Here is a 6,314-nt window from a genome sequence, read left to right as displayed (position 1 = left end):
GTCAGGCGCACGGCGACCGGGTCGCCGGCCGCGCGGCGGTCGCCGACCTCGTGCTGGACGATGACGATGGTGTCGTCGTCGAGGCGGACGGTCGTGCGGCGGATCGACCCGAGGAAGCTCGACGAGACGACGGTGCCGGTGATGCCCTCCGGGGCGAAGGCGACGTCCTCGGGGCGGACGTAGGCGACCACCGGCCCGTCCGCCGCGGAGGGGTCGATCGCCGGCACCGTGAAGCCGTACACGAACACGTCGCCGCCGCGGAGGTCACCGCGCACGCGGTTCGACTGCCCGACGAAGTCCGCCGTGAACGCCGATGCCGGGCTGCGGTAGAGCTCCTCCGGCGTGCCGACCTGCTCGATGTCCCCCGCCCGCATGACCGCGATCCGGTCGGAGACGGCGAGTGCTTCCTCCTGGTCGTGGGTGACGAAGACGGTCGTGATGCCGAGGTCGCTCTGGATGCGGCGGATCTCGTCGCGGAGCGTGACCCGGACCTTGGCGTCGAGCGCGGAGAGCGGCTCGTCGAGCAGGAGCACCCGGGGGCGGGTGACGAGGGCCCGGGCGAGGGCGACCCGCTGCTGCTGCCCGCCCGAGAGCTGGTGCGGGTACCGGTCGGCGAACTCGGCGAGGTGGACCATGTCGAGCGCCTCGATGACACGCTCGCGACGGGCGGCCGCCGGGACCTTCCGCATCTCGAGGCCGAACGCGACGTTCTGCCGGACCGTCATGTGCGGGAACAGCGAGTACTGCTGGAACACCATGCCGATGTCGCGGCGGTTGACCGGCACGCTGCTGACGTCCGAGCCGTCGATGCGGATGGTGCCGGCGTCGACGGCCTCGAGGCCCGCGAGCGCTCGGAGGGCCGTGGTCTTGCCGCAGCCGGAGGGCCCGAGGAGGGAGACGAACTCGCCGGGCTCGATCCGGAGCGACAGTCCGGCGAGGGCCCGGTGGGCACCGTAGTGCTTCTCGACGCCGACGAGCTCGACCGTGGCGCCGGTGCTCGCGAGCGTGGCCGGTGCGGCGGGGGCGGTGGTGGTCATGCGGACTCCTTCGGGGCGTGCCGGCGGCGTGCGCCGACCCGGCCGATGACGACGAGCAGCACGAACCCGAAGAGCAGCGCTGCGAGCGAGAAGATCGCGGCGACGTACGGGTCGGTCGACTGCACGAGCAGCAGCGCCGTCTGGAACGTCGTGCGGGAGAGGAACGAGGCGAGGGTGTACTCGCCGAGGACGACCGTGATCGTGAGGAAGCACGCGGCGGTGATCCCGCGTCGGAGGTTGGGCAGGAGGACGCGCCAGGTCACGGTCCACCACGAGGCACCGAGCGACCGGGCGGCCTCGGACAGGACGGCGACGTCCATCGCCGTGAGGGCGGCGGCGATGGGGCGGAACGCGAAGGGCAGCGACACGATGCCGATCGCGAACGCGAGCGTCCAGGCGCCGGACCCGAACACCTGCGACACCACCTGGTACACGGGGATGAACCCGACGACGAGCACCACCACGGGGACGGTGATCGGCACGATGCACACGAACTCGAGCACCCGGCGGAGCCTCGGGTAGCGGAGTGCGGTGATGATCTGCGCGGGCAGGAGCACCAGGAGCACGATCGCCACCGTGATGACGGCGATGAGCAGCGAGGCGCCGAGGCCGTCGAACACCGGCTGGTACGTCGCTGCGTTCACCGGGTCGGCGAGCGCCGTGTAGTGGTCGAGGGTCAGGCCGCCGTCGGTGCCCTGTCGGAACGTGAACTGCAGGAGTGCGACGAGGGGGACGGCGAAGACGAGGCCGACCACGACCAGCACGATCGCGGCGGTGACCCGTGACGGCGCCGGGCCGAACCGGCGGGGGCGAGCCGCGCCTCCCGGCCGGGTCCGCGGAGCGGTGTCCGCGGTCATCGCTGCCACCTCGCGGCCCGTCGCTGCAGGAGCGAGTACGCGCCCATGACGACGGCCATCACGACCACCATGCCGAAGGCGAGCACCCCGGCGACGTTCTGGAGGCCGATGATCGTCTCGCTCGTGAGCTGGGTGCGGATAGTCAGCGGGACGATGCCGCCCTGCGAGATGAGCGCCGCGGCGGTCGCGAACGAGGAGAACGCGTTCGCGAAGAGGAGCAGCAGCGACCCCCAGAACGCCGGCGCGAGCACGGGGAGGGCGATTCGCCGCCAGTACGTCGCGCGGGAGGCGCCGAGGGTGGCTGCGGCCTCGCCCCACTGCGTCTTCACGCCCTCGAGGGCGGGCATGAACGTGAGGACCATGAGGGGCACCTGGAAGTAGACGTAGGGCAGGACGAGCCCGGGGACCGTGTACAGGAAGGCGCCGCCCGCGTTGAGGTCGACACCGAACGTCGACACGAGCCAGGTGGTCACGAGCCCCTGCACGCCGATCGTGGCGATGAACGCGAAGGCGAGCATGACCCCGCCGAACTGGGCGAGGACGCTCGCGGCCGCGTCGATCGCGGAGCGGACCAGGCCGTCGGGCCGGAGTGCCGACAACGCCCAGCACACGACCGCCCCGATCACGGCGCCGACCACGGCGGAGACGGCGGAGAGGCCGAAGGACGCCCCGAACGCGCGGAGCACGGTGGGGTCGGCGAACGCCGCGAGGTTCGCGAACGTGAACCGGCCGGACGCGTCGAAGAAGCCGCTGCCCACCGCGATGACGGCCGGGACGGCGAGGAAGAGCAGGACGTACGCGGCGAACGGGGTGAGGCCGAGCCACGCGACGCCGACGCGGCGCCGGACACGGGGTCCGGCGCCGCGTCGGGCGGTGGCATCGGTCGCTGCGGTCGCGCCGGTGACGGCGGGCGCCGCACTGGTGGCGGCCGGCCCGCCGGTGACGGGGGCGGAGGGCGCCGCGGTGCCCGGGGCGGTGGGCACCCCGGGAGCCGATGCGGTGGTCATGCCGGTCAGGAGCCCATCGTGGCGGACCACTTCGCGGACAGGACCTTCGCGGCGGCCGTGACCTGGTCGTCGGTCAGCTCGACGTAGTCCTTCGGCATGCCGCCGGCGGCCTGGAGGGCGTCCTCGTCGACCTTGCCCGACTTCTCGAGCGCGGCGAGGGTCGACGGGAAGGCGCCGGCCTGCAGGTAGAGGTTCTGCACGGTCGGGCTCGCGATGTACTCCTGCCACAGGCGCGCGGCCGCGGGGTGCGGGGCGTCCTTGTTGATCGCCTGCGAGTAGTACGAGCCGAGCGCCTGCCCCTCGGGGACGACGGTCTTCCAGTTCTTGTTCCCGCTCGACCCGGCGGCCGGACCCCAGGCGAGGTTGTTGTACGACCACTGGATGACGACGGGGGTCTCGCCCGAGGCCACCGTCGCCTGCGAGGGCAGGACGTTCTGGAAGTTGCCGGCCTGCTTGAGCTTGCCGAAGTACTCCACGCCCTTCGTGATGTCGTCCGCCGACCCACCGTTCTCGAGCGCGGCGAGGTAGACCGCGCTCGCGGCCTGGTTCGCCTGCGTCGGGTCGCCCGCGATCGAGACCTTGCCCTTGTACTCGGAGCCGAGCAGGTCGTTCAGGTCCTTCGGGGCGGTCTGCACCTTCGAGGAGTCGTACCCGATCGACATGAGGCCCGTGTAGTCGCGCGTCCACTTGCCGTCCGCGTCCTTGAGCGTGTCGGGGATGTCCGACCAGTTCGCGACCTTGTAGTCGGTGAGCAGACCGAGGTTCTGCTGCATGACGGCGTTGCCGAGGTCGAGCACGTCGGGGGCGGTGGACTGGCCCTTCTGCGACTTCACGGCGGCGACCTCGTCGGCGCTCGAGCCGTTCGGGTTCGCGGAGTTGACCTTGATGCCGTACTTCGCGGTGAAGCCGTCGATGATCTTGCCGTAGTTCGCCCACGACGGCGGCAGCGCGATGACGTTGAGCTGCCCCTCGGCCTTCGCGGCCTTCACGAGGGCGTCCATGCCGCCGGCGGACTGGGCGCTCGTCGCGGTCTTCCAGTCGGAGTCGTCCTTCGTGGACGCGCTGCTCGTCGCCGAGCAACCGGCGAGGGTGACGATGGCGGCTGCCGCGAGGGCGATGCCGGCGAGGGTGCGCTTGTGCTGCACGGGGTGTGCCTTCCGGGTCGGGGATCCGTTCCGCACGACTGTGCGACTCGGTCGGAGACGAGGATGACCGGGGCCGGTTAGCGGTCCGGATCGGCTCGGTGAACGGGGGTCGAACACTTGCTCTTGCGGACTGCGCGCCCCGGTGGTCGGCTCGCGCCGTGCGGTTCACGACGACGGTCCTGCAGGCACGGAAGACGGCCACCGGGCTCCCAGTCCCGCCCGAGGCCATCGAGGCGCTCGGCGCCGGGAAGCGTCCGCCGGTGGTCGTCACGCTGGACGGCGGCCACTCGTACCGGTCGACCGTCGGGGTCATGGGGGCGCAGTCGCTCATCCCCCTGTCGGCGGAGCACCGGGAGGCCGCGGGCGTCACGGCGGGTGACACCGTCGAGGTCACGATCGACGTGGACACGCTGCCGCGCACCGTCGACGTGCCGGACGACCTCGGTGCGGCGTTCGACGCGGGCGGCGTGCGTGCGGCGTTCGAGACGCTCTCGAACTCGAGGCAGCGGGCCCTCGTGGACCCGGTGCTCCAGGCGAAGGCACCGGAGACGCGGGCGCGCCGGGTGGAGAAGGCCGTGGCGTCCCTGCGGCCCTGAGTCCGGGCACTGCCGGGTGGCCGGGCGTCGGCTCGTCAGGCGCCGAGTTCGACCAGGACCCGCGGGATCTCCTGCACGAGCTCGCTCGCCACGTAACCGAGCGGCCCGACCTGCACGGCCAACCGGTCCCCCGCGGCGGCGTGCACGTACGACGACCAAGCGACCGCCTGTGCCGGGTCCGCTCCGCGCGCCAGCAGCCCGACGATCGCGCCGGAGAGCACGTCGCCGCTGCCGCTCGTACCGAGGCCCCCGGTCCCGGTCCCCTTGAGCCAGGTCCGGCCGCCCGGGGTGGCGATCGCATCGCCGAGTGCGACGACCGCCCCGAACCGCTGCGCGACCTCGGCGGCGTCGGCCACGGCGTCGTCGCCGCACTCCCGGCCCAGCAGTCGTTCCGCTTCACCGGAGTTCGGGGTCATCACCAGTCGTCCGCGCAGCGGTTCGAGCTCTGCTCGCAGGTCCGCCGCGACACCGAGTGCGAAGGCGTCGAGGACCACCAGGGTGTCCGGTCCGACGGCCTGGGCGAGGGTCGCGACGAGGTCCCGCGTGCCCTCGGGCTCGTCCAGGCCGGGCCCGATGAGCACCGCGTCCGCACTGCCGGCGGTCTCCGCGATGCCCTCGCCCGCGCCGATCGCGACGTGGCCGTCCGGGTCTTCGTCGAGCGGTTCCACCCCGGACTCCGGGACCGCGACCGCGACGGTGGGCGCGACGCTCCGCGCGACCGCGAGGGTGAGGCGTCCGGCTCCGACCCGGAGTGCGGCGAGCGCCGACAGGACCGCAGCGCCGGGGGTCCGTGCGGCACCACCGACGACGAGGACCTGACCGCGGCCGTACTTGCCGGCGCCGGGCTCGGGGAGCGCCCAGTCGCGGAGGAAGTTGGGGGTGATCGGGTCAGCGGACACGGGCGTCGTCCTTCCGGCCGCCGTGTTCGGTGACCTCGTCGTCGTCGAGGTGGCCGACCGAGGAGAACTCCTCGAGCGACCACGGGCTCCGCGCACCGTCGCGTCGGAGCCGGGTGAGTGATGCGTTCGCCACCGTGTGCGTGGCGGCGAAGTCCATCAGGGCCGGTTCGTCGAGGTCGAGACACACGGCGACGGTCAGCATGACCACGGCGTCGTGGGCTGCGACGACGAGCCGCTCCGTGTCGTCCAGACGGTCGACGTCGGCGAGCACCTGACGGAGCCGCAGCATCACGTCGACCCACGACTCCCCGCCTGCCGGCCGGTGGTAGTACTTGCCGAGCCACTCGCGGCGGCGTTCCTCGTCGGGGTGGCGGTTGCGCACGCCCTGCCGCGTGAGGAGGTCGAGGACGCCGAGCTCGCGGTCCCGGAGCCGCTCGTCGGTGCGCCGGGGTGGTTCCTCGAGGCCGCCGTGCTCGAGCGCGATCCCGATCGTCTGCTGCGCGCGGCGGTACGGCGACACCCAGAGGGCGACGGGAACGTCGTCGAGCCCACGATCGGCGAGCTCGGTGCCGAGCGCGCGCGCCTGGCGTTCCCCGAGCGAGCTGAGGGGGACGTCCGCGTCGCGGTGTCCCGCGTCGATGACGTCCGCTCCTTCGGCCTCGGCGCGGGCGGCGGCGACGTTGGCCTCCGATTCCCCGTGGCGGACGAGCCAGATCTCCGTGACGGCCATGCGCGCCACGGTATCGACGGGTTCCTGAGCCGGCTCCCCGTGT

The 6,314-nt window shown here is 72.7% G+C and carries 7 protein-coding genes; 1 reads left to right on the top strand and 6 read right to left on the bottom strand.

All coding sequences use genetic code 11. The annotated features are described in order from the left end of the window. From ACSW7Y_RS05730 to ACSW7Y_RS05715, 4 genes are all read right to left on the bottom strand, one after another. Positions 1-1,037: ABC transporter ATP-binding protein (locus ACSW7Y_RS05730; RefSeq protein ID WP_438125366.1), on the bottom strand; the 1,037-nt coding region annotated here is incomplete at its 3' end. Further along, complete coding sequence (locus tag ACSW7Y_RS05725) at positions 1,034-1,894, bottom strand: ABC transporter permease (protein WP_438125365.1); 861 nt, start codon at positions 1,892-1,894, stop codon at positions 1,034-1,036. The genes ACSW7Y_RS05730 and ACSW7Y_RS05725, both read right to left, overlap by 4 nt. Then, positions 1,891-2,901 carry an ABC transporter permease gene (locus ACSW7Y_RS05720; protein ID WP_438125364.1) on the bottom strand — a complete coding sequence of 337 codons (1,011 nt, stop codon included), beginning with the start codon at positions 2,899-2,901 and terminating at the stop codon, positions 1,891-1,893. The genes ACSW7Y_RS05725 and ACSW7Y_RS05720 overlap by 4 nt, the downstream gene beginning before the upstream one ends. A 5-nt stretch (positions 2,902-2,906) precedes the next feature. After that, the gene (locus ACSW7Y_RS05715; RefSeq protein ID WP_438125363.1) at positions 2,907-4,046 is read right to left on the bottom strand and encodes an ABC transporter substrate-binding protein; all 1,140 of its coding nucleotides are present in this window, start codon (positions 4,044-4,046) and stop codon (positions 2,907-2,909) included. 158 nt (positions 4,047-4,204) lie between these two features. On the opposite strand from ACSW7Y_RS05715, the gene ACSW7Y_RS05710 reads away from it, so the two are divergent. After that, the gene (locus ACSW7Y_RS05710) at positions 4,205-4,642 is read left to right on the top strand and encodes a YdeI/OmpD-associated family protein (protein WP_438125362.1); all 438 of its coding nucleotides are present in this window, start codon (positions 4,205-4,207) and stop codon (positions 4,640-4,642) included. Between the two features lie 35 nt (positions 4,643-4,677). Here ACSW7Y_RS05710 and ACSW7Y_RS05705 read toward each other — a convergent pair whose 3' ends face one another. After that, on the bottom strand, positions 4,678-5,541 hold the full coding sequence (locus ACSW7Y_RS05705; RefSeq protein WP_438125361.1) for an NAD(P)H-hydrate dehydratase: 864 nt from the start codon (positions 5,539-5,541) through the stop codon (positions 4,678-4,680). Continuing rightward, complete coding sequence (locus tag ACSW7Y_RS05700) at positions 5,531-6,271, bottom strand: histidine phosphatase family protein (protein ID WP_438125360.1); 741 nt, start codon at positions 6,269-6,271, stop codon at positions 5,531-5,533. Before ACSW7Y_RS05700 ends, ACSW7Y_RS05705 begins: the two co-directional genes overlap by 11 nt. Between the last annotated feature and the right edge of the window lie 43 nt (positions 6,272-6,314).

This window comes from Curtobacterium flaccumfaciens (assembly GCF_051548005.1).
GTDB lineage: Bacteria > Actinomycetota > Actinomycetes > Actinomycetales > Microbacteriaceae > Curtobacterium.
This window is presented reverse-complemented; position numbering and strand designations above follow the sequence as displayed.

Excerpts from the sequence above, each read along its gene's own strand:
- ACSW7Y_RS05725 (WP_438125365.1), bottom strand. The coding sequence starts at position 1,894 with ATGACCGCGGACACCGCTCCGCGGACCCGGCCGGGAGGCGCGGCTCGC.
- ACSW7Y_RS05720 (WP_438125364.1), bottom strand. The coding sequence starts at position 2,901 with ATGACCACCGCATCGGCTCCCGGGGTGCCCACCGCCCCGGGCACCGCG.
- ACSW7Y_RS05700 (WP_438125360.1), bottom strand. The coding sequence starts at position 6,271 with ATGGCCGTCACGGAGATCTGGCTCGTCCGCCACGGGGAATCGGAGGCC.